The sequence below is a fragment of the Streptomyces longhuiensis genome (assembly GCF_020616555.1).
Classification (GTDB): domain Bacteria; phylum Actinomycetota; class Actinomycetes; order Streptomycetales; family Streptomycetaceae; genus Streptomyces; species Streptomyces longhuiensis.
Map to the genome: position 1 here is coordinate 6,128,865 of NZ_CP085173.1, position 18,390 is coordinate 6,147,254.

Annotated in this window: 20 protein-coding genes; 12 read left to right on the forward strand and 8 right to left on the reverse strand. The window is 72.0% G+C overall.

All coding sequences use genetic code 11. From position 1 onward, the window contains the following. Nucleotides 1–4: 4 nt before the first annotated feature. On the reverse strand, nt 5–847 hold the full coding sequence (locus tag LGI35_RS28370; protein WP_227297072.1) for a transglutaminase family protein: 843 nt from the start codon (nt 845–847) through the stop codon (nt 5–7). An 11-nt stretch (nt 848–858) separates the two neighbouring features. Then, nucleotides 859–1,884, reverse strand: coding sequence for a GNAT family N-acetyltransferase (locus LGI35_RS28375; protein ID WP_227297073.1), 1,026 nt, complete (start codon nt 1,882–1,884; stop codon nt 859–861). Between the two features lie 141 nt (nt 1,885–2,025). Between LGI35_RS28375 and fdxA the strand changes: the two genes are divergently transcribed. Both fdxA and LGI35_RS28385 read left to right on the forward strand, forming a co-directional pair. Beyond that, nucleotides 2,026–2,346 carry a ferredoxin gene (gene fdxA, locus LGI35_RS28380; protein WP_030573070.1) on the forward strand — a complete coding sequence of 107 codons (321 nt, stop codon included), beginning with the start codon at nt 2,026–2,028 and terminating at the stop codon, nt 2,344–2,346. A gap of 103 nt (nt 2,347–2,449) precedes the next feature. After that, nucleotides 2,450–3,553 (forward strand): bifunctional succinyldiaminopimelate transaminase/glutamate-prephenate aminotransferase, encoded by a 1,104-nt coding sequence (locus LGI35_RS28385; RefSeq protein ID WP_227297074.1) that lies wholly within the window; start codon nt 2,450–2,452, stop codon nt 3,551–3,553. Nucleotides 3,554–3,751: 198 nt separating this feature from the next. Here the strand turns inward: LGI35_RS28385 and LGI35_RS28390 are convergent, their stop codons facing one another. Continuing rightward, entirely contained in the window at nt 3,752–4,210 is a 459-nt protein-coding gene (locus tag LGI35_RS28390) for an ATP-binding protein (RefSeq protein ID WP_227297075.1), read from the reverse strand. Between the two features lie 300 nt (nt 4,211–4,510). Further along, nucleotides 4,511–5,437: a heavy metal transporter gene (locus LGI35_RS28395; RefSeq protein ID WP_227297076.1), complete on the reverse strand. Its 927-nt coding sequence runs from the start codon at nt 5,435–5,437 to the stop codon at nt 4,511–4,513. 62 nt (nt 5,438–5,499) lie between these two features. Here LGI35_RS28395 and dapE point away from each other — a divergent pair, with 62 nt between their 5' ends. Together dapE and LGI35_RS28405 are read left to right on the forward strand one after the other, a co-directional pair. Beyond that, on the forward strand, nt 5,500–6,579 hold the full coding sequence (gene dapE, locus LGI35_RS28400) for a succinyl-diaminopimelate desuccinylase (RefSeq protein ID WP_227297077.1): 1,080 nt from the start codon (nt 5,500–5,502) through the stop codon (nt 6,577–6,579). 73 nt (nt 6,580–6,652) lie between these two features. Then, nucleotides 6,653–7,402: an LOG family protein gene (locus LGI35_RS28405; protein ID WP_227297078.1), complete on the forward strand. Its 750-nt coding sequence runs from the start codon at nt 6,653–6,655 to the stop codon at nt 7,400–7,402. 18 nt (nt 7,403–7,420) lie between these two features. Here the strand turns inward: LGI35_RS28405 and folP are convergent, their stop codons facing one another. After that, on the reverse strand, nt 7,421–8,281 hold the full coding sequence (folP, locus tag LGI35_RS28410; protein WP_100596624.1) for a dihydropteroate synthase: 861 nt from the start codon (nt 8,279–8,281) through the stop codon (nt 7,421–7,423). A gap of 150 nt (nt 8,282–8,431) precedes the next feature. Here folP and LGI35_RS28415 point away from each other — a divergent pair, with 150 nt between their 5' ends. Further along, nucleotides 8,432–8,791: a DivIVA domain-containing protein gene (locus tag LGI35_RS28415; RefSeq protein ID WP_227297079.1), complete on the forward strand. Its 360-nt coding sequence runs from the start codon at nt 8,432–8,434 to the stop codon at nt 8,789–8,791. After that, entirely contained in the window at nt 8,788–9,381 is a 594-nt protein-coding gene (locus LGI35_RS28420) for a DNA-3-methyladenine glycosylase I (protein WP_116510315.1), read from the forward strand. The genes LGI35_RS28415 and LGI35_RS28420 overlap by 4 nt, the downstream gene beginning before the upstream one ends. 80 nt (nt 9,382–9,461) lie before the next feature. On the opposite strand, the gene chcB is transcribed toward LGI35_RS28420, so the two are convergent. After that, complete coding sequence (gene chcB / locus LGI35_RS28425; protein WP_227297080.1) at nt 9,462–10,265, reverse strand: 2-cyclohexenylcarbonyl CoA isomerase; 804 nt, start codon at nt 10,263–10,265, stop codon at nt 9,462–9,464. A gap of 312 nt (nt 10,266–10,577) precedes the next feature. Between chcB and LGI35_RS28430 the strand changes: the two genes are divergently transcribed. After that, complete coding sequence (locus LGI35_RS28430) at nt 10,578–10,745, forward strand: DUF3117 domain-containing protein (RefSeq protein WP_003966491.1); 168 nt, start codon at nt 10,578–10,580, stop codon at nt 10,743–10,745. 117 nt (nt 10,746–10,862) lie between these two features. Here LGI35_RS28430 and LGI35_RS28435 read toward each other — a convergent pair whose 3' ends face one another. After that, on the reverse strand, nt 10,863–11,561 hold the full coding sequence (locus tag LGI35_RS28435; RefSeq protein WP_116510313.1) for an O-methyltransferase: 699 nt from the start codon (nt 11,559–11,561) through the stop codon (nt 10,863–10,865). 156 nt (nt 11,562–11,717) lie between these two features. Between LGI35_RS28435 and sigE the strand changes: the two genes are divergently transcribed. From sigE to LGI35_RS28460, 5 genes are all read left to right on the forward strand, one after another. Then, complete coding sequence (gene sigE / locus LGI35_RS28440) at nt 11,718–12,491, forward strand: RNA polymerase sigma factor SigE (RefSeq protein WP_227297081.1); 774 nt, start codon at nt 11,718–11,720, stop codon at nt 12,489–12,491. After that, nucleotides 12,488–13,471, forward strand: a complete 984-nt coding sequence (locus LGI35_RS28445; protein WP_227297082.1) for a zf-HC2 domain-containing protein — start codon at nt 12,488–12,490, stop codon at nt 13,469–13,471. Before sigE ends, LGI35_RS28445 begins: the two co-directional genes overlap by 4 nt. A 169-nt stretch (nt 13,472–13,640) precedes the next feature. Then, the gene (locus tag LGI35_RS28450) at nt 13,641–15,650 is read left to right on the forward strand and encodes a trypsin-like peptidase domain-containing protein (protein ID WP_227297083.1); all 2,010 of its coding nucleotides are present in this window, start codon (nt 13,641–13,643) and stop codon (nt 15,648–15,650) included. A 249-nt stretch (nt 15,651–15,899) separates the two neighbouring features. Further along, a complete protein-coding gene (locus tag LGI35_RS28455; RefSeq protein ID WP_227297084.1) occupies nt 15,900–16,352 on the forward strand; it encodes a sec-independent translocase in 453 nt (150 codons plus the stop codon). 167 nt (nt 16,353–16,519) lie between these two features. Continuing rightward, nucleotides 16,520–17,179, forward strand: coding sequence for a hypothetical protein (locus tag LGI35_RS28460; protein WP_227297085.1), 660 nt, complete (start codon nt 16,520–16,522; stop codon nt 17,177–17,179). Nucleotides 17,180–17,245: 66 nt separating this feature from the next. On the opposite strand, the gene LGI35_RS28465 is transcribed toward LGI35_RS28460, so the two are convergent. Continuing rightward, nucleotides 17,246–18,379, reverse strand: coding sequence for an Mrp/NBP35 family ATP-binding protein (locus LGI35_RS28465; protein ID WP_227297086.1), 1,134 nt, complete (start codon nt 18,377–18,379; stop codon nt 17,246–17,248). Between the last annotated feature and the right edge of the window lie 11 nt (nt 18,380–18,390).

Here is an 18,390-nt window from a genome sequence, read left to right on the forward strand (position 1 = left end):
CCGGTCAGTTGAGCATCGCCCGGGCCGCCCGCGCCTGCGCGCGCACCGTCTCGGCGGCCGGGGCGTCCACGGCGCCCACCACATCCGCGTACGCGTCCAGCTCTGCCGCCCCCGCGAGGAAGTCCCCTCTGCGGACGAGGAGTTGGGCCCGCTCGTAGCGCAGCCGGGCCGGGTGCGCGGGCAGCAGCAGCGACAGCTCGACCGCCCACAACGCCACGTCCGACCGCTCCGGCCGCGTGGCCGCCCACGCCCCGATGTTGTTCAGGATCCGCAGCACGACGTCCAGCGGATCGGCCGGCTGCAGCATCGCCGCGTTCAGCGGCGCCCCCGTCGCACCGGCCACGAGCAGCTCCGCGTCCGCACCGGTCAGCACCCGGCCCCCGTCGAACGGGTCGGCGAGCACCTGATCCTGCGCCGGGCCGAACCCGACCACGAAGTGCCCCGGCAGCGCCACCCCGTACACCGGCGCCCCCGCCCGCCGGGCGACCTCCATCCACACCACCGACAACAGGATCGGCAGCCCCCGCCTGCGCCGCACCACCTCGTGCAGCAGCGACGACTCCAGACGCTCGTAGTCGCCCGGCGTGCCACGGAAACCGCAGCGGGTGCCCAGCAGCTCGGCCAGCGCCGTCGCCCACGCCAGTGGCCCGCCGGGCCGGAACGGCACCTGCCCGGCGAGCCGGTCGAGGTCCATCTGGACCGCGTCCATCCCGGCCTCGTCGAGCGAGCCGTCCGCCTCGGCGGCCACCAGCAGGCACAGCTGCGACAGATCGGGCCGCTCCGCCCGAGCCTCCTCGGCGAACCGCCGGCGCAGCTCCTCGGAGCGGGGTGAGATGTGGGGGGACATACCTGCCTCGCTCAGTGTCCGGCCTGATCCGGGTCCAGGTCCGGGTCCGGTGCGCGGTAGTGGTGGTACGCGTGGTGCGCGGCGAAACCCATTCGCCCGTACAGCGCCCGAGCCCCTTCATTGTCCGCCTCCACCTGGAGCCAGGCCGCCGACGCGCCCTCCTCCAGTGCGCGCCGCGAGAGCGCCGTCATCACGGCGGACGCCAGGCCCTGGCGCCGCCGTGACGGAGCCACCTCGACCGCCGCGAAACCGGCCCACCGCCCGTCCACGACGCACCGCCCGATCGCGTCGGGCTCCCCGCCCTCGCCCGGCACGGTCGCGAACCACACGGAAGGCCCGGAGCCCAGCACCTTCAGGGCCACCTCGTCGGCGCCCTTGCGCTGATACCGGCCCAGCCACGCCTCGCCCGGCTCCCGCGTCAGCTCGATCCCGTCGCCGGGGTCCATGCCGTCCGCGACCGGCGCGAGCCCCGCGATCCACATCTCCGCGGTGACCTCACGCACCCACCCCCGCGCCTCCAGCTCCGCGCACAGCAGCTCCTGCGTGCCCTCGGCGCCGGTCGCGGTCTGGATGTACGCGGGCAGGCCGCGCAGCTCGTACCAGGCGCGGACACGTGCGAGCGCCTCGTCGAGGGGGAGTCCCGGATCGCCCAGTGGCAGCACCGAGTTGGCCCGCCGGGTGAACCCGGAGGCGGCCCGCAGCTCCCAGTCGCCGAGCCGCTCGCTCTCCACCGGCTGCCACGCGCGCGCGGCAGCCCGCGCCAGTTCCTCGTACGACGCGGCGGGCCCGCGGCGCCGGGCCGGCGCGGCCGGCACGACCTTCCCCGCGACCAGCGACGATTCCGCGATGCGGACCTGTTCGCCACCCCGTGTTGTGATGAGCAGCACACCGTCGTTCCACGATGTGAGAACTCCGACCGTGTCGGTGAACTTCGCCCCCGGCGAGCCGCCCTCGGTCAGCCGTCGCACCGACACACGTTTTCCCACGTCAGAGGCCGTCAAGCGAACCTCGAGCCGTCCGCCCGCAGTGAATTCCACAGCTCGGTCCACCCCTCCTGTTCGGATCATCCCCAGGAACGGAGATACTAGGTGCGGGCATCGACGACGCCGCGCTCCCGCGCGCCACGCGGACGGAGCCGCAGATCGGCCCGCCGCGCCCTATCGAGGAGGAACGACAGCGTGACCTACGTCATCGCGCAGCCTTGTGTCGACGTGAAGGACAAGGCGTGCATCGAGGAGTGCCCGGTCGACTGCATCTACGAGGGCTCCCGGTCCTTGTACATCCACCCGGACGAATGCGTCGACTGTGGAGCCTGTGAGCCGGTCTGCCCGGTCGAGGCGATCTTCTACGAGGACGACACTCCCGAAGAGTGGAAGGACTACTACAAGGCGAACGTCGAGTTCTTCGACGAGCTCGGTTCGCCCGGCGGCGCCAGCAAGCTCGGCCTGATCGAGCGTGACCACGCCTTCATCGCCGCGCTTCCGCCGCAGAACCAGTAATCGGGCCGCATATTGCGCCGCCCCGGTCCCGTACGGCACGCCCGCTGTACGGGACCGAGGCGTTTGCCCAAGTGCGCATGCACGTACGAAAGAAGTGAGCCAGGTGTCCGCAGTCTCCGACCGCCTTCCCACGTTCCCCTGGGACAAGCTCGAGCCGTACAAGAAGACGGCCGCCGCCCATGAGGGCGGGATCGTCGACCTCTCCGTCGGCACACCCGTCGACCCGGTGCCCGAGCTGATCCAGAAAGCGCTGATCGCGGCCGCGGACTCGCCGGGCTATCCCACGGTGTGGGGCACGCCCGAGCTGCGGGACGCACTCGTGGGCTGGAGCGAGCGGCGCCTCGGCGCGCGCGGGTTCACCCACCACAACGTCCTGCCGATCGTCGGCTCCAAGGAGCTCGTGGCCTGGCTCCCGACGCAGCTGGGCCTCGGCCCCGGAGACAAGGTCGCCTACCCGCGGCTGGCCTACCCGACGTACGAGGTCGGCGCCCGCCTCGCCCGCGCGGACCACGTCGCGTACGACGACCCGACGGAGCTCGACCCGACGGGGATCAAGCTCCTGTGGCTCAACTCGCCCTCGAACCCGACCGGCCGCGTCCTGTCCAAGGACGAGCTGACCCGGATCGTCGCCTGGGCACGCGAGCACGGCATCCTCGTCTTCTCCGACGAGTGCTACATCGAGCTCGGCTGGGAGGCGGACCCGGTCTCGGTCCTGCACCCGGACGTCTGCGGCGGCTCGTACGAGGGGATCGTGTCGGTCCACTCGCTCTCGAAGCGGTCGAACCTCGCCGGCTACCGGGCCGCCTTCCTGGCCGGTGACGCCGCCGTCCTCGGCGACCTGCTCCAGATCCGCAAGCACGGCGGCATGATGACCTCCGCCCCGACGCAGGCGGCCGTCGTCGCGGCGCTCGGCGACGACGAGCACGTACAGGAGCAGCGCGGGCGCTACGCGGCCCGCCGTGCGGCCCTGCGCGACGCCCTGGTCGAGCACGGCTTCCGCATCGAGCACAGCGAGGCGAGCCTCTACCTGTGGGCCACGCGCGACGAGTCCTGCTGGGACACCGTGGCGCACCTGGCGGAGCTGGGGATCCTGGTCGCGCCCGGCGACTTCTACGGTCCCGCGGGTGACCGGTTCGTCCGCGTGGCGCTGACGGCGAGCGACGAGCGCGTGGCCGCGGCGGTCGAGCGACTGAGCCAGGGTGTCTGAGTCAGAGGGCCTGAGCCAGGGCGTCTGAGCCAGGAGGCCTGAGCCAGGAGGCCTGAGCCAGGGCCTCCGAGCTGGGGCGCCTGAGCCAGGGCGTCTGAGCTGGGGCGCCTGAGTGACAGCTTCACGGCACAGCGAAGGGGCGGGGAGCCTGTCGTCACAGGCTCCCCGCCCCTTTCACTCTCGCTGTGTGCCGGATGCTCAGCCGAGCGGCAGGCCCTGCGTCGGCAGCTCGCCCGTGGCGGGGAGCGCGCCGGTGGGCAGGCCGTTGCCGAGCTTGTCGGTCGGGAGGCCGCCATGGGTGGCCGCGCCCGTGGTCTTGCCGACCACGTCACCGGCGCCGCCCGCGACGTCACCGGCCGCCTTCTGGGCGGCGGGGGTGGCCGTCTTGGCGCTCCGGCCCAGGGCCTTGCCTGCGGCCGGCACGGCCTTCTTCACGGCCTTGCTGCCCGTGTCACCGGCGAGGCCGCTGACGTTCTTGGCGGCGCCGTCGACGGTGTTGCCGACGTTCGCGCCGTCGAGCGCGGTGAGGCCGCCCACGTTCGGGGTGGCCGGGAGGTCTACGGCGCTCGCGGATCCGGCCGCTCCGACCACGGGAGCCGCTCCCGCTGCGATCAGCAGCGCGGCACGGGCGATCCGGCGGGTCAGGGGGAGGGACATTGATGCTCCTTAGACGGGAGAGAACGGTGGTGTCAGGCGCCGGGTGCCCGGCGCTCGGACGCAGTGACTACCGCTCGAAGGTCGCGAAGGTTTCGCTCCCGCAACGTAAAGAGTTGGCAATGTGTCGCATTATCATCTGCGGCGAAAAACGGGCAAACACCACGCGCCCCGCGAGGTCGTAAAACGTCTACGCCCCTTTGCCCGCAAGGGATTTCCGCATATGCCCACGGGTCCTGCGAAGAACCGTGCGGGGCGTCGCCGCCGGATGACGTACATCGCCCGATCGAGCTATCAACCGCACTACTGCGCGGTGATGATCCGGACCTCTCCGAGACTCTTCTCGGCCCCCGCCGCGGCCTGCGCCGCCGCTGCGCTCCACTTGCCTCCGGCGTCGCCCGCGGTCCAGTCGCGGCCCGCGTAGGACACCCGCTCGATGCGCAGGGCCGAGGAGTTGGCCACCGCCCAGTGCGCCAGCTCCCAGCCGCGCTGCCGCTCCCCGCCCTCGGCCGAGTCCACCGTGGCGGGCACCGGGACGGTCACGTCGTGCCCGCCCGCGCCGGCCGTCGGCGACACCTCGCGCCCGAAGTCACGCACCAGCGCCGCCCGCACCTTCGCCGGATCGCCCGGCTTCCTGACCTCCGTGCCGCTCGGCCGGCCCTCGCAGGTCAGCGAGGCACCCGCCCGGCCGGTCAGCGCCGCGGAGAGCAGCGTGGCGTCCGGCTCGTGCTTCGCGTACGCCTGCGGATAGCCGCTGCGCTGCACCCGCTGCGCGGCGACCGTCAGGGGCAGCCGCGAATAGCCCGGGATCTTGTCCAGATGCTCGTAGAACCGCCCCGCCGCGTACACCGGGTCCATGATCTGCGCCTGGGTGCCCCAGCCCTCCGACGGGCGCTGCTGGAACAGGCCCAGCGAGTCGCGGTCGCCGTGGTGGATGTTCCGCAGGCCCGACTCCTGGAGCGCGGTCGCGAGCGCGATGGTGACGGCGCGCTCGGGCATGCCGCGTGAGGTGCCGACGGCCGAGATCGTCGCCGCGTTCACCGCCTGCTCGGAGGTGAACGCGTAGGACGCGCCGTCGCCGTTCCCGGACACGACCGTGCAGCGCGGGGCCGGTCTGCCGCCCGAGATGTACTGGACCACCAGATACGCGGCGACAGCGAGCAGCACCACGACGGCCGCCCCGATACGGAGGAGACGGCCGCGCCGGACGAGGGTGGGGGGCTCAGGCACGCGACAAAGGTACTGGAGGCCACCGACAGGGCCCGCGGCCGCCGGGCATTAGGGTCGACATCATGGACCTCACCGCCCTTGACCTCACGCGGGACGCCGCGCTGCTCACCGCCCAGCTGGTCGACTTCGCGTCGCCGAGCGGGCAGGAGAAGCCCCTCGCCGACGCCATCGAGACGGCCCTGCGCGCCCTGCCGCACCTCACGGTCGACCGGTACGGCAACAACATCGTCGCGCGGACGAACCTGGGGCGCGCCGAGCGGGTCATTCTCGCCGGGCACATCGACACGGTCCCGATCGCGGACAACGTCCCCTCCCGCCTCGACGAGGACGGCATCCTGTGGGGCTGCGGCACCAGCGACATGAAGTCGGGCGTCGCGGTGCAGCTGCGCATCGCGCAGACCGTCACCGAGCCCAACCGCGACCTCACGTTCGTCTTCTACGACAACGAAGAGGTCGCCGCACACCTCAACGGTCTGGGACATGTGGCCGAGGCCCACCCCGACTGGCTGGAGGGCGACTTCGCGATCCTCCTGGAGGGCACCGACGGCGAGGTCGAGGGCGGCTGCCAGGGCACCCTGCGCGTCATCCTGACGACCAAGGGCGAGCGGGCGCACTCCGCGCGCGCGTGGATGGGCTCCAACGCCGTCCACAAGGCCGCCCCCCTCCTCGAACGCCTCGCCGCGTACGAGCCCCGCAAGCCCGTCGTCGACGGACTCCAGTTCCACGAGGGCCTCAACGCCGTGCGCATCGAGGGCGGCGTCGCCACCAACGTCATCCCCGACGCCTGCTCCGTCACCGTCAACTTCCGCTACGCGCCCGACCGCAGCCCCGAGGAGGCCGAGGCCTTCGTCCGGGACTTCTTCGCCGGCTGCGAAATCGACGACTACGTGGTCGACGACCACACCGGCGGCGCGCGCCCCGGCCTCGACCACCCGGCCGCCGCCGCCTTCATGGCGGCCGTCGGCGGCAAGGCCCGCCCCAAGTTCGGCTGGACGGACGTCTCCCGCTTCAGCGCGCTCGGCGTCCCCGCCGTGAACTACGGACCCGGCGACCCGATCTTCGCCCACAAGCGGGACGAGCACGTGGACACGCGCAAGATCCTCGCCGCCGAGGAGCGTCTGCGCTCCTGGCTCACGGCCTGACACTCCGAGGTCCCCCGCACGTAACCCGCGTAGACCTACCCTTGCTGAACGTACGCAGTGGAGGGAGCAGCGAATGAGCAACCCCGAGGGCAGGAAGCGCCCCAAGGAGCAGCGGCTCGGCCCGGTGATCCGTCGCCGCGACCAGGTCCAGGAGGGCACCACCGACCAGCGCCTCCTCGACTCCGAAGGTCCCTCCGAGTGGGTGCACACCGACCCCTGGCGGGTCCTGCGCATCCAGTCGGAATTCATCGAGGGTTTCGGCACGCTCGCCGAACTCCCGCCCGCCATCAGCGTGTTCGGTTCGGCCCGTACGCAGACGGACTCGCCGGAGTACGCGGCCGGAGTCGCCATCGGCAAGGCGCTCGTCGAGGCCGGGTTCGCGGTCATCACGGGCGGCGGGCCCGGCGCGATGCAGGCCGCGAACCAGGGCGCCGTCGAGGCCAAGGGCATCTCCGTTGGCCTCGGCATCGAGCTGCCCTTCGAACAGGGCCTCAACCAGTACGTCGACCTCGGTCTGAACTTCCGCTACTTCTTCGTCCGCAAGACGATGTTCGTGAAGTACGCGCAGGGCTTCGTCGTCCTGCCGGGAGGCCTCGGCACCCTGGACGAACTGTTCGAGGCGCTCACCCTCGTCCAGACCACGAAGGTCACGCGCTTCCCGATCGTCCTCTTCGGTACGCAGTACTGGAGCGGCCTGATCGACTGGCTGAAGAACACCGTCATCGCCCAGGGCAAGGCCTCCGAGGCCGACCTGCTCCTCTTCCACGTCACGGACGACGTGGAAGAGGCGATCTCCCTCGTGACCAAGGAAGTCGGCAAGTAAGGCCCTGAGGACAGGCGCCTACGCGAGCCCCCGGCGGGCGACCGCCGGGGGCCGGTGCCCGGCGATGGTGGCCACCATGTCGAGCACCTGCCTGGTCTCGGCCACCTCGTGGACCCGGTACACCTGCGCGCCCAGCCACGCCGACACCGCCGTCGTCGCGAGGGTCCCGATCACGCGCTCCTTGACCGGCCTGTCGAGCGTCTCGCCGACGAAGTCCTTGTTCGACAGGGACACCAGGACGGGCCAGCCCGTCTCGACCATCTCGCCCAGCCTGCGTGTCGCCTCCAGGCTGTGCCGGGTGTTCTTGCCGAAGTCGTGCCCCGGGTCGATGAGCACCGACTCACGCGGCACCCCCAGCGCCACCGCCCGCTCGGCGAGACCCACCGTCACGTCGAGGATGTCCGCCATCACGTCGTCGTACGCGACCCGGTGCGGGCGCGTACGCGGCTCGGCGCCGCCCGCGTGCGTGCAGACCAGGCCCTTCCCGTAACGCGCGGCGACCTCCGCCAGCTTGGGGTCGACGCCGCCCCACGCGTCGTTCAGGACGTCGGCGCCGGCCTCGCAGACCGCCTCGCCCACGTCGTGCCGCCAGGTGTCGACGCTGATGACGACGTCCGGGAAGCGGCGGCGCACCTCGGCCACGAAGCCGACCGTGCGGCGCGCTTCCTCCTGCGCGCTCACCTCGTCGCCGGGGCCCGCCTTGACCCCGCCGATGTCGATGATCGCGGCGCCCTCCGCCACGGCCTGTTCGACCCGGGTGAGCGCGGGCTCGTCGTGGAACGTCGAGCCCTGGTCGTAGAACGAGTCAGGGGTCCGGTTCACGATCGCCATGATCACCGGCTCGTGTGCGCCGAACTCGCGCGGGCCAAGCCTGAGCATCCCCTGTGACTCTCCTTGTGGCTGCTGTGAAACCTGTCGACCGGTCGTCTGCGACCTTAACTGTCACACCCACATGGCACGATCGGACCCTGACAGTTTCCGGACCGGGATCGGGACCGGATCCGGGCTTCGAGCCAGGGGACAGCGAAGATGGTCATGTTCTTGTTTCTGGTCGTCGCGCTCGTCGTGGTCGTCGGCGCGGTGACGCTCGCCGTGCTCGGCGGCGGCGACAGCGGCGCGCTGACGGAGGCGCCGCCCGAGCATTTCGCCGACCCGCTGCCCTACGACCGGCCGGTCGGCCGCGCCGACGTGGAGGCCCTGCGCCTGCCCGTCGCGCTGCGCGGCTACCGCATGGCGGAGGTGGACGACGCCCTCGGGCGGCTCGGCGCCGAGCTCGCCGAGCGGGACCAGCGCATCGCCGACCTCGAGACCGCCCTGTCGGGGGCGCGGGCCCAGCTGCGACCCCAGGGACACGGTTTCGGCCGGCACCCCGGAGAGGACCACCAGTGAGCGACGAGAGCGCAGGCGGCGCCGTACCGGGCCCGGACGGGGCGCTGCGCTGCCCGTGGGGCCTGTCCACCGAGGACTACGTGACGTATCACGACGAGGAGTGGGGCCGCCCCGTCCACGGCGACGACGCGCTGTTCGAGCGGGTCTCCCTGGAGGCGTTCCAGTCCGGCCTGTCCTGGATCACGATCCTGCGCCGCCGCGAGGGCTTCCGCGCCGCGTTCGCCGGGTTCAAGATCTCCGACGTGGCCGCGTTCACGGACACCGACCGCGAGCGGCTCCTCGTCGATGAGGGGATCATCCGCAACCGCGCCAAGATCGACGCGACGCTGGCCAACGCGCGCGTGCTCGCCGACTGGCCCGAGGGCGAGCTGGACACCCTCATCTGGTCGCACGCCCCTGACCCGGCCGCCCGTCCGGCGCCGCGCGTCATCGGCGACGTACCCGCGATCACGGACGAGTCGACGGCCCTGTCCAAGGCACTCAAGAAGCGCGGCCTGCGCTTCGTCGGCCCGACGACGGCGTACGCGCTGATGCAGGCCTGCGGCCTGGTCAACGACCACCTGGTGGACTGCGTGGCCCGCAAGCGCTGAGGACGGGCCTCAGGCACGCTCCGGGCCGCGCACGCGTCCTACCGGCCCAGCTACTTGGGCTACCGGCCCAGCTACTTGGGCTACCGGCCCAGGTACTTGGGCTTCTCCTTGGCGATGAACGCCTGGACCGCGATGGCGTGGTCCTCCGACGCGCCCGCCCTCGACTGGAGTTCGTCCTCCTTGTCGAGGGACTCGTCCAGCGTGTGACCCGCCGCGAAGGCGAGGGACTCCTTCAGCGCCGCGTACGCCAGCGTCGGCCCCTCGGCCAGCGAACGCGCCAGCTTCCGTGCCTCCCCGGCCAGTTCGGCCGCGGGCACGACCCGGTTCGCGATCCCCAGCTCGTACGCCTCCTGCGCCTTCACCGAGCGCGGGAACAGCAGCAGGTCGGCGGCCCGCCCGGGGCCCACGACGCGCGGCAGCGTCCAGGAAACACCCGAGTCCGCGGTCAGGGCGACGCCCGCGAAGGACGTGTTGAAGGCCGCCGTGTCCGAGACGATCCGGTAGTCGGCGGCGAGCGCGAAGCCGAAACCGGCCCCGGCGGCCACACCGTTGACCGCGGCCACGACGGGCTTGGGCATCTGCGTCAGGGCCCGCAGGATCGGGTTGTAGTGCTCGCGCACGGTGTTCATGGTGCGGCCCGTGCCCGCCTCGCGGTCGGCCATCAGGGAGCCCACGTGCTCCTTCAGGTCCTGGCCCACACAGAACGCCCGGTCACCCGCGGCGGTGAGCAGCACGGCCCGTACCGCACCGTCCGCCGCGGCCGCCTGCGCCGCGTCCCGGAAGGCGACCTTGGACTCGGTGTTCATCGCGTTCATCGCCTCGGGGCGGTTGAGCGTGATGGTCGCGAGCCCGTCGCTCACCTCGTAGAGAACGCTGTCGGCCATGGATCCCCTCCAACTGATGCGGCTCGGTCGTCGTCAGTGCTCAGCATGACGGAGATCACGGGCCGCGGCGGGGCCCGCGCATGTGACCTGCGTCAAAGAAAAAAGTCTTGGGGGAGTGGTGAAGGAGGCGCAGTATCGCAGCCACATCGCCGAATTGAGTGGTTTTGCTCAAGCGCGTTGTGCAAGCGATGCGGACCGAAGTTGGTCATCGGGTCCCGCGATGCGGGATAATGGCCAAGAAGCAATGTGTTCGATGCCGGTGACACCTGGGTTGTCGGCTGCGATGAGCTGGTTTCAGGAAGGGGAACGAGCATGGCGGCCATGAAGCCGCGGACGGGCGACGGCCCGCTCGAGGTGACCAAGGAGGGGCGGGGCATCGTCATGCGCGTTCCGCTCGAAGGCGGCGGTCGGCTTGTCGTCGAGCTGACTCCGGACGAGGCCGATGCACTCGGCGATGCCCTCAAGAAGGTCGTCGGCTGACGCGGAAGCGACCATACCTGTCGACTGCCCCGGTACCGCAAGCGGTGCCGGGGCAGTCGTGTATGCGCAGGTCAGATAGCGTGCAGAAGCGCTTTCCACGAAGCTCGGGACGCGGCGTCAGCGCTTGACGGCGCAGAGCAGCCCGTCGCCGACCGGGAGCAGCGAGGGCACCAGATCCTGCGCCTCGCGCACCGCCCGCAGCAGCTCCCGCATCCGCAGGACCTCCACCGGCTGGGGGCCCGAATCGACGGTCCGGCCGTCGGCGAAGACGCCTTCGAAACAGACGAGCCCACCAGGTCGCAACAGGCGCAACGATTCAGCGAGGTAGTCGAGGCACTCGGTGCGGTCGCCGTCGCAGAAGACGAGGTCGTACCCGCTGTCTGCGAGCCGGGGCAGCACGTCGAGGGCCCGTCCGGGGATGAAACGCGCCCGATTGCTCGCGAATCCCGCGGCGCGGAACGCCTGCCGGGCGAACTGCTGCCGCTCCGGCTCCGGATCCACCGTGGTCAGGACGCCGTCGGGCCGCATGCCGTGCAGCAGATGGATTCCGGACACCCCGGTCCCCGTGCCGATCTCGGCCACCGCCTTGGCGCCCACGGTGGCAGCGAGCATCCGCAGCGCGGCGCCCGCGCCGGGCGACACCGGGCGGGTGCCGGCCTCCCGGGCCCGGTCCCGGGCCCAGCGCAGCGCGTCGTCCTCGGCGACAAAGGCGTCGGCGAACGCCCAGCTCGTCTGCCGGTTGCCGGTAATGGCCCTCTCCTGTCCCCGTGGTTGCCTGCGCGTGACTGTATCCGTTGGTGGCGGGAACTCGCAGATGGGACCGGGCGTTTAAGGGGGCAGGGGAAAACGGAGCAGGGAAGAGCGCGGGGGTGGCCGGTGGATCGACGGAGCAATCAGCGCAGGCGAAGCGCCCGGCGCCCTCAGGCAAATCTCAGTAAAAACGCTTATCCGGAGCTAACGGGCGAGGTGGCTATGGTAGGGGCTCGACTGGACACCACCAGAGCCGATAGGGGAGGTGCGGCTGCGCCTGTGGATCGGGGAGGAGTGCTGCGGCGCTTTCTCAGGTCGGCGGGTGAGCCGAAATCCGTGACCAACACTGCTGACCGTTCCAACGCCGCCCGTTCCGCGCAGACCGCGACCTTCGCCGCTGATGCGGAATCGCAGGCGTGGACTCCTCCGACCTGGGAGGAGATCGTCAGCACGCACAGCGGCCGGGTCTACCGCCTCGCCTACCGCCTGACGGGTAACCAGCACGACGCCGAGGACCTCACTCAGGAAGTCTTCGTCCGCGTCTTCCGCTCGCTGTCGACGTACACGCCCGGTACCTTCGAGGGCTGGCTGCACCGCATCACCACGAACCTCTTCCTCGACATGGTGCGCCGCAAGCAGCGCATCCGCTTCGACGCCCTCGGCGACGACGCGGCCGAGCGCCTGCCGAGCCGTGAGCCGTCGCCGCAGCAGGTCTTCCACGACACGCACTTCGACGCGGACGTCCAGCAGGCGCTGGACACCCTCGCGCCCGAGTTCCGTGCGGCCGTCGTCCTGTGCGACATCGAGGGCCTCTCGTACGAGGAGATCGCCGCGACCCTGGGCGTCAAGCTCGGCACGGTCCGCAGCCGGATCCACCGTGGCCGCTCGCAGCTGCGCAAGGCCCTGCAGCACCGGTCGCCGGAGGCCCGCGCCGAGCGTCGCTCGCTCGCGACCACGGGCGTTCCCGCGCTTGGAGGAGGGGGCGCGACCGCGTGAGTGGATCACGTCCGGACCCCACCGAGCGGCAGCTCTCCGAGCACCATCTGGGAGACCGGCTCGCCGCCCTGGTCGACGGCGAGCTGGGCCATGACGCCCGCGAGCGGGGCCTCGCCCATCTGGCGACCTGTCCGAAGTGCAAGGCCGAGGCCGACGCGCAGCGGCGGCTGAAGAGCGTCTTCGCCGAGGCGGCACCACCGCCGCCCACCGAGAGTTTCCTGGCACGGCTCCAGGGGCTCCCCGGGGGAGGTGACGACTCACACGGCGGCGGCACCCCGTTCGGCGGGGGCGGACTCGGCGGCAGAGGCTTCGGGAACGGAGTCTTCGGAGTAGACCCCGACCCCTTCGGCTACGCCCCGACCGGCCGCCACAACGCACTGCTCGCCAGCGCCCCGGCCGCGGAGCGCGGCTTCCGCATCCATGAGGTCGGCCGCGGTGACAGCGACCGCGCGGCCTCCCGCGGGCGCCGCTTCGCGTTCGCCGCCGCCGGTGCGGTGTCGCTGGCCGCGATCGCGCTCGGCGGTGTCTCCACCGGCGTTCCCGCCGACACGCGAGGTGACGTCCGGGGCGGCGGCGCGGGCAGCAACGCGACACCGCTGCGTACCCAGAGCGCCGGCGTCGCCACGGCGGCCGAGTCGCAACGCCGCCGGAACCTGTCACCGATGCTCGGACAGCGGGCGGGCGGCGCGCTGAACGCGCCGGTCGCCGCCACGGAGTCCGGCGCCCCCCTGCTGTCCGGCATGGCCACGCAGCCGGGCGCGCAGAGTGCCGTCTACCCGCTCGCGGCCCCGCTCCTCAGCAGGACCCAGACGCTGTCTCCGCTGATACGTCCCGCCGCATCCGTCCCCGCAGTGCCCCTGTCCGGCGTCGGCACCGCTTTCGAAAGCCCTGGGCAGGGCCCGGAGCCCAGCCCCGGGTCGAGCCTCGCGGCGGCCCCCGCGGCGTCGCCCTCCGGCACGCCCACGGCCTCCGCCCGCTGACCCTGCCCTCTGCGCGCCGGTCCGCGAACCTGGTTGAATCCATGGTGAGCGGCCGCGCCCGCCGGGCGATCCCGGGGTGCGGCGCCGAGGGGCGGTCCGACTGGGGAGATCGCCGTGTGGCTGCCCGTGGGTCGTTGCCGCGGGCCAGGTGTGGGGAGAGCGGCGGAACATGGACGAGGGGAAGCCCACGAAGGCGAAGTGGTGGAGCCGCCCCCGACCGACCGGGGGCGCTCCGCGCGACGACGGGGACTTCGAACTGGCCGAGCCGGCGCCCGCGCCTGTGGTGCCGAGCTCAAGGGATGTGTCCGAGGCCGCTGAGCCCCTCGCCGGGAACGACGAGGGCGCGGGTGACGGGGCGTCAGTTGCGGGCGGGGGTGCCGATGAGGGTTCCGGTGACAGCTCTGCCGTTTCCGATGCGGTAACTGCGGAAGCTCCTGGTGATCCCGCGCGGGTGGCCGGTGCTGTGTCGGGCGGGGTTGAACCTGCGCGGGTGGCCGGTGCTGTGTCGGGCGGGGTTGAACCTGCGCGGGTGGCCGGTGCCGTGTCGGACGAGGTCGAATCCACGCAGGTGGCCGATTCCCTTGTTGCCGAGGGGGCCGCCGGGGCGCCTGGTGAAGTCGTAGCGGTTGATCAGGGCGCCGTGCAGCAGGCGCGGCCGCGTCCTCTGCATGCCCCGGACCCCTACGGCACGCCGCCTTACGGTGAGCCCGGGCCCTGGGCGCCCGCGCCGCCGGTCCAGCACCCGGCCGCCGCCACGCCCGCACAGGGCACGGTTGTGCCGTCCCCGGCCCACGGCACGCCCATGCCGCCGGAGCACGGCACCCCGCCGCCGTACGCCGGCGGACCGATACCCCACGCCGCCCCGTACGCCCCGCACCCGGCGGATCAGGCACCGGTGCCCGTCGAACAGCAGGCCCACCATGCGGCCCCGCCGCTCGCTAGCGGCCCGGCGGGACCCGGGGCGGTCCCGGGCGGCCCCGGGATCAACCCGCCCCCGCCCGGAGGGCCTTGGCAGCGCTACGACCCCTGGAACGCGCCCGCCCCCGCGGACGGCCGGCGGCGCGGGACCAAGCGGGGGCGGCGGCTGCTCGTCGTCTGGACCGCCGTGGTCGCGCTCGTCGCGGGCGGGATAGGTGGCCTCGTCGGCACGTATCTGGAGCGAGACGGCTCGTCCGCCGACGTGGAACTGCCGCAGTCCGGCAACGAGTCCGTGAAGCGCGACCCCGGCAGCATCGCCGGTATCGCGGCCCGCGCCCTGCCGGGCGTCGTCACGATCCACGTCAGCGGTTCCGACGCCCAGGGCACCGGCACCGGCTTCGTCCTCGACGCCCAGGGCCACATCCTCACCAACAACCACGTCGTCGAACCGGCCGGCAGCAGCGGCGACATATCGGTCACCTTCAGCGGAGGTGAGACCGCCAAGGCCGAGGTGATCGGCCACGACTCCGGCTACGACCTCGCCGTCGTCAAGGTCACCGGCGTACGCGGGCTCAAGCCCCTCGCCCTCGGCAACTCGGAGAACGTCCAGGTCGGTGACCCCGTTGTGGCCATAGGCGCCCCCTTCGACCTGGCCAACACGGTGACCTCCGGGATCATCAGCGCCAAGGAGCGGCCCATCACGGCCGGCGGCGAGAAGGGCGACGGCAGCGACATCAGCTACGTCGACGCGCTGCAGACCGACGCGCCCATCAACCCGGGCAACTCGGGCGGACCGCTGGTCGATGCGCAGGGCCGCGTCATAGGCATCAACAGCGCCATCCGCTCCGCCGACAACGGCTCGGACCTGGAGGGCGGCCAGGCCGGCTCGATCGGCCTCGGTTTCGCCATCCCCATCAACCAGGGCAAGCGCGTAGCCGAGGAGCTGATCAACACGGGCCGCGCGACCCACCCCGTGATCGGCGTCACGCTCGACATGGACTACTCGGGTGACGGAGCCCGTGTCGCGACGAAGGGCAACAACGGCGGTTCGCCGGTGAACCCGGGCGGCCCCGGCGCCAAGGCCGGGATCGAGGGCGGCGACGTCGTCACCGCGGTGGACGGGGCGCGTATCCACTCCGCCGAGGAACTCATCGTCAAGATCCGCTCCCACCGGCCCGAGGACCGCCTGGCCCTGACCGTGGAACGGGACGGCAAGGAGCGCAAGGTCACCCTCGTCCTGGGCTCGGCGGACGGCAGCTGACGGGGCAACCGACGGGGCGGGCCGCGGTGCGCGACGGCGCCCCGCCGAAGCCCGCCCCGGCCTCCGGCAGGGCCATGGCGGGACTCCGGTGAGGTGCCGGCGGCAAGCGCTTGTGCGACGGCTGAGCCCAGACGTAGCCCAGTGGCTACCGGACGGACAGCAACGCCGGGTACCGTGGACCCGGTCCGGAACCCGGAAGACCTGCCACGGAGACCTGCTGCGGGCCTGAGGACACGCTAGGAGCGCAAGGTGTTCAACGACATAGGCCCACTCGAGCTGCTGACGCTCGTCGTCCTCGCGGTGCTCGTCTTCGGCCCGGACAAGCTGCCGAAGGTCATCCAGGACGTGACGCGCACGATCCGTAAGATCCGCGAGTTCTCGGACAGTGCCAAGCGGGACATCCGCGAGGAACTGGGCCCGGAGTTCAAGGACTTCGAGTTCGAGGACCTCAACCCGAAGACGTTCATCCGCAAGCAGCTGGACAACGACGAGCTCGGGCTGAAAGAGATTCGCAACGGCTTCGACCTGAAGAAGGAGATGGCCGAGGTCACGGAGGCCGTGCAGAGCGCGGACGAGGCCTCGTCCGGCTCCGGGGCCGCGGCCGCGTCGCCCGGTTCGGCTCCCGCCAAGATCGACATGCAGAAGAAGCCGGAGAAGCCGGCGGCGGACGACCACGCGCCGTACGACGCCGACGCGACCTGAGCGTCCCGGCTCGCTGCGCAGCGGCCCGGCGACCCGCGTAAGTGCCGGAACCCGGGCTCGCGTACCCCGGTGTGGCATCCTGCCTTGTTGTTGCGCGGATCGGTGGCGAGGACGCCCGAGGGGGGTGGGCCGCCGCGGTCCGACTGAGCGAGGAGGCGGCCGGGTACATGGAGACGACGAGTCGGGTAGGCGCGCAGGCGCCCGCGGCGGAAGGGACCCCCGAGGTCCTGACGGCCCGGCGCACGGTCGACGGCTACCTGCTGGCGCCCTTCCCGTGGTACGGCCTCGACGAGGCGTACACGGGACCGCGGTGGCTGATGCAGGTCGGCACCTCGGCGGAGGGCGCCGTGGAGCACGGTTCCATCGGGCACGGCGACGAGCCCGTCTTGCGGAGCGAAGGCACGGAGGACAAGGCGCGGTTCACGGTCGTCGTGACCGTGGCGGCCAGTCCCGTCCGGCGCAGCGCCGACGGTACGGGTGTCCTGGAGGCGACCTCGGTCTCCTCGGCGGCCTGGCTCGCCGGGGTCGGCCTGCTCAACGTCACGTGGCCGGGGCAGATGGACCACACCCTGCGCGACGACTGGCTGGACCAGCAGACCGAGACGGCGTGGGTCCTCGCGGACGACCTCGAGGGTGCGGACTGGACGATGCTGTCCCTGCCGGTGGACGGCGTCCCGACGCCGTTCCACTACCGTGAGTCGGAGTTCGGCTGGGTCCTCGCCGGGTCGACGCAGGAGGGCGTGCACCTGGGGGCGTACGGGCGCGGCATGAGCGCGTACGGTCTGGGCTTCTCGATGATCAAGGACATCGGCGCCTACGAGGCGTAGAGGTTCCGAGTACGCCGATGGGGCACGGTCGCGGCGACCGTGCCCCATCGGCGTACTCCCTGGGGGTCAGAACTTGTTGCGCGGGGTGATTCCCAGCGACATGCCCGACAGGCCGCGCTGGCGGCCGCCCAGCTTGCCGGCGATGGCGCGCAGGGCCGAGCCCGCGGGGGAGTCGGGGTCGGAGAGGACCACCGGCTTGCCCTCGTCGCCGCCCTCGCGCAGCCGGACGTCGATCGGGATGGAGCCGAGCACCGGCACGTTCGCCCCGGTCGTCCTCGTGAGGCCCTCGGCGACGCGCTCTCCGCCGCCCGTGCCGAACACGTCGACCATCTCGCCGCAGTGCGGGCACGGCAGGCCCGCCATGTTCTCGACGACGCCGACGATCTTCTGGTGGGTCTGGACGGCGATGGAGCCGGCGCGCTCGGCGACCTCGGCCGCCGCCTGCTGGGGCGTCGTGACGACGAGGATCTCCGCGTTCGGGACGAGCTGCGCGACGGAGATCGCGATGTCGCCCGTGCCCGGCGGCAGGTCGAGGAGCAGGACGTCCAGGTCGCCCCAGAAGACGTCGGCGAGGAACTGCTGGAGCGCGCGGTGCAGCATCGGGCCGCGCCACACGACCGGCGCGTTGCCCGGCGTGAACATGCCGATCGAGATGACCTTCACGCCGTTCGCGGACGGCGGCATGATCATGTTCTCGACCTGGGTGGGACGCCCCTCGGCGCCCAGCATGCGCGGCACGCTGTGGCCGTAGATGTCGGCGTCCACGACGCCGACCTTCAGGCCGTCGGCGGCCATCGCGGCCGCGAGGTTCACCGTCACCGAGGACTTGCCGACGCCGCCCTTGCCGGACGCCACCGCGTACACGCGGGTCAGCGAGCCGGGCTTGGCGAAGGGCACCTCACGCTCGGCCGTGCCGCCGCGCAGCGCCGCGGCGAGCTCCTTGCGCTGCTCGTCGCCCATCACGTCCAGCGTGACGTCGACGCGCGTGACGCCCTCGACGGCCGCGACCGCGTCGGTCACGTTCTTCGTGATGGTCTCGCGCATGGGACAGCCGGAGACGGTGAGGTACACGGTGACCGCGACCGCGCCATCCGCGCCGATCTCCACCGATTTGACCATCCCCAGCTCGGTGATGGGTCGCTGGATCTCGGGGTCGTTCACCGTCGCCAGTGCTTCGCGCACCGCGTCTTCCGTAGCCATACGCCGATAGT

Coding starts and splice junctions, on each gene's coding strand:
- LGI35_RS28370 (WP_227297072.1), bottom strand. CDS start 847: ATGTCCCCCCACATCTCACCCCGCTCCGAGGAGCTGCGCCGGCGGTTC.
- LGI35_RS28390 (WP_227297075.1), bottom strand. CDS start 4,210: ATGTCCCTCCCCCTGACCCGCCGGATCGCCCGTGCCGCGCTGCTGATC.
- dapE (WP_227297077.1), top strand. CDS start 5,500: ATGGACCTCACCGCCCTTGACCTCACGCGGGACGCCGCGCTGCTCACC.
- LGI35_RS28405 (WP_227297078.1), top strand. CDS start 6,653: ATGAGCAACCCCGAGGGCAGGAAGCGCCCCAAGGAGCAGCGGCTCGGC.
- folP (WP_100596624.1), bottom strand. CDS start 8,281: ATGCTCAGGCTTGGCCCGCGCGAGTTCGGCGCACACGAGCCGGTGATC.
- LGI35_RS28415 (WP_227297079.1), top strand. CDS start 8,432: ATGGTCATGTTCTTGTTTCTGGTCGTCGCGCTCGTCGTGGTCGTCGGC.
- chcB (WP_227297080.1), bottom strand. CDS start 10,265: ATGGCCGACAGCGTTCTCTACGAGGTGAGCGACGGGCTCGCGACCATC.
- LGI35_RS28430 (WP_003966491.1), top strand. CDS start 10,578: ATGGCGGCCATGAAGCCGCGGACGGGCGACGGCCCGCTCGAGGTGACC.
- sigE (WP_227297081.1), top strand. CDS start 11,718: ATGGTAGGGGCTCGACTGGACACCACCAGAGCCGATAGGGGAGGTGCG.
- LGI35_RS28450 (WP_227297083.1), top strand. CDS start 13,641: ATGGACGAGGGGAAGCCCACGAAGGCGAAGTGGTGGAGCCGCCCCCGA.
- LGI35_RS28460 (WP_227297085.1), top strand. CDS start 16,520: ATGGAGACGACGAGTCGGGTAGGCGCGCAGGCGCCCGCGGCGGAAGGG.
- LGI35_RS28465 (WP_227297086.1), bottom strand. CDS start 18,379: ATGGCTACGGAAGACGCGGTGCGCGAAGCACTGGCGACGGTGAACGAC.